We start from the raw sequence: 2,474 nt of genomic DNA, 5'->3' as shown, positions 1-2,474 counted from the left end.
CCCCTCGCAAGCCCGTGCGGGGGTCAGGCCGGGGTGAGCCCCGGCCTGCCCGCCTCCGTCACGAAGGAACCGGCGACCCTGAGCGGGGCGCCCGGGGTCGTGACGGCCGAGACCGTCTTCCAGTCGGCGCGCGCCGCCTTCGTGCCGAGCGTCACGAGCGCGTAGCCGCGCCGCCCGTTGTAGAAGCGCAGGTGCGGGTTGGCGGCCATGTAGGTGTCCCAGTTGGCGGGCTTGTCGGCGCCGTCGCCGCCGCTCGTGACCGAGCTGGTGACGATCTCGGTGCCGAGCGTCTTGGAGGCGGGGTCGGCGAAGTCCGCCTTGAGGTCGAAGCCGTAGTGCACGTGGACGTCGCCGGTGAGGACCATGAGGTTGTCCTTGCCGCTCGCGCGCCAGCCGTCGAGGAGGCGTTGCCTTGAGGCGGGGTAGCCGTCCCAGGAGTCCATGGAGAGCTTGAATCCGTCCGTCGCGCGGTCCTTGCGCTGCGCGAAGGTGACCTGCTGCGGGACGACGTTCCACGTCGCCCCGGAGGACTTCCACCCGTCGATGAGCCAGCGCTCCTGCGTGGCCCCGGTGAGCGTGCGCGCCGGGTCCTCCGACTCGGGCCCGGGGACCTGCCAGCCGTCGCCGTACGCCTGGTCGCTGCGGTACTGGCGGGTGTCGAGCACGTCGAACTGGGCGAGGCGGCCCCAGTGGCGGCGCCGGTAGAGCCTCATGTCGGGCCCGGTGGGCCGCTGCGGGGCGCGCAGCGGCTGGTTCTCCCAGTACGCGCGGTAGGCGGCGGCACGGCGCAGCAGGAACTCCTCGGGCGGGACGTCGTTCTCGGGGGTGTCGTCGGCGTAGTTGTTCTCCGTCTCGTGGTCGTCCCACGTCACGACGAAGGGGTGCGCGGCGTGCGCGGCCATGAGGTCGGGGTCGGACTTGTAGAGCGCGTACCGCAGCCGGTAGTCCTCCAGGGTGAGGGTCTCGCGGTTGAAGACGGCGGGCAGCCGCCGGTCGGTGTATTTGCGGTTCCCGCCGACGGCGCTCACGGCGTACTCGTAGAGGTAGTCGCCGAGGTGGAAGACGAGGTCGACGTCCTCGTTCGCGAGATGGCGGTAGGCGGTGAAGTAGCCGTCGTGGTACGCCTGGCAGGAGACGGCGGCGAGCGTCATCGCGGTGGGCCGGGCGTTCGGCGCGGGGGCGGTGCGGGTGCGGCCGACGGGGCTGATCCAGGTCCCCGCGCGGAAGCGGTAGAAGTACACGCGGTCGGTGTCGAGGCCGGGCACCTCGACGTGCACGGTGTGGCCGAACTCCGGGTGCGCGGTCGTCGCCCCGCGCTTGACGACGCGGGTGAACCGGGCGTCGTGGGCCAGCTCCCAGCGGACGGTGACGCGGCCTCTCGGCATTCCCCCGTCGGCGGCGAACGGGGCCGGGGCCAGGCGTGTCCACAGCAGGACCGACTGCGGGAGCGGGTCGCCGGAGGCGACGCCGAGGGTGAAGGGGTCGGCCTTGACGGCTTTCGCGTCGAGTTCGGCGGCGGCGGCGCTCCCGGCGGCGGGGAGGTTGACGGCGAAGGCGAGCGCGGCGGCGGCACCCGTCATGGTCAGGAAGCCGCGCCGCCCGAAGTGGCGGGCGGCGGCGCGGAGTTCGGCGTCGGGGTCCTGGAAGCGGTGGCTCATCGGGTGGGGTCCCCTCGTCTCGGTGGGTGGCGCCGGTGATCCTGTGGGACGGGGGCCACCCGCACCTGTCCGCGATACGACGGGGGTGTGGACGGGGGGTGAGCGCTGAAGACGGCCGGATTCCGCCCGCCCGCCGACGGGCGTCAGCCTCCCAGAAGCACACGGGAGCTGACGCTCCGCCACGCGCCGGGGCCCGAGGAACGCGCGGACGGGTGCGCACTTCTTCTTCACCTTTCCCGTGCAACCAATCCACGACGTGCGCTGTCTGTCACTTGTTGGTCCTGCGAGCGATCAGGGAGACGGGATGCGAGCAGGGCGGGAGCAGGGGGACGCGGGGCCGGCCGCGTCCGGGGGGCCCGTGTCCGTCGAGGAGTCGCGGCGCAGGATGTCGGCGGCGAGGAGGGCGCGGGCGGGCGGCGGGTACGTCCCGGCCCCGCCCGTCCCGGCGGCCGGGCCGGGCGGGGGCGGCAAACGGCGCGGGACCGGGGAGCGGAGCCGCTGGTGGCAGGTCGGCTGGATACCCGCCCTGCTGTTCGGGCTCGCGGCGGGACTCGTCGCGCTCGGCGCGCGCGGGTTCCTGCGGCCCGCCTCGGGCGGCGCGCTCTGCAAGCACCACACGCCGTGCGAGCCGGGCCGGGGACTGCTCCAGGCGTTCGCCGCGTACGGATGCTTCGCCGCCCTCGTCCTCGCCTTCGCGCTGGCGCGGACGCTCCGCGCCCGCCGGTCCCGGGGGCTGCTGGCGCTGGGCTGTTCGCTCGTGCTCGGCGCCGGGGCGGGCCTGGGCGGCGGGTACGGGCTGTACGCCCTCGCGCACGG

At 74.3% G+C, this 2,474-nt stretch carries 1 protein-coding gene and 1 pseudogene; one reads left to right on the top strand and one right to left on the bottom strand.

What is annotated here, in order from left to right:
* Positions 1-23: 23 nt before the first annotated feature.
* On the bottom strand, positions 24-1,658 hold the full coding sequence (locus SSBG_RS22205) for an alkaline phosphatase D family protein (protein ID WP_008748313.1): 1,635 nt from the start codon (positions 1,656-1,658) through the stop codon (positions 24-26).
* A 385-nt stretch (positions 1,659-2,043) separates the two neighbouring features.
* On the opposite strand from SSBG_RS22205, the pseudogene SSBG_RS22200 reads away from it, so the two are divergent.
* A pseudogene (locus SSBG_RS22200) lies at positions 2,044-2,474 on the top strand (hypothetical protein); the annotation flags it as partial.

Source organism: Streptomyces sp. SPB074, assembly GCF_000154905.1.
In the GTDB taxonomy this organism is placed as follows: domain Bacteria; phylum Actinomycetota; class Actinomycetes; order Streptomycetales; family Streptomycetaceae; genus Streptomyces.
The sequence above is the reverse complement of the archived record's forward strand: the minus strand, read 5'-3'. Positions and strand labels throughout refer to the sequence as shown.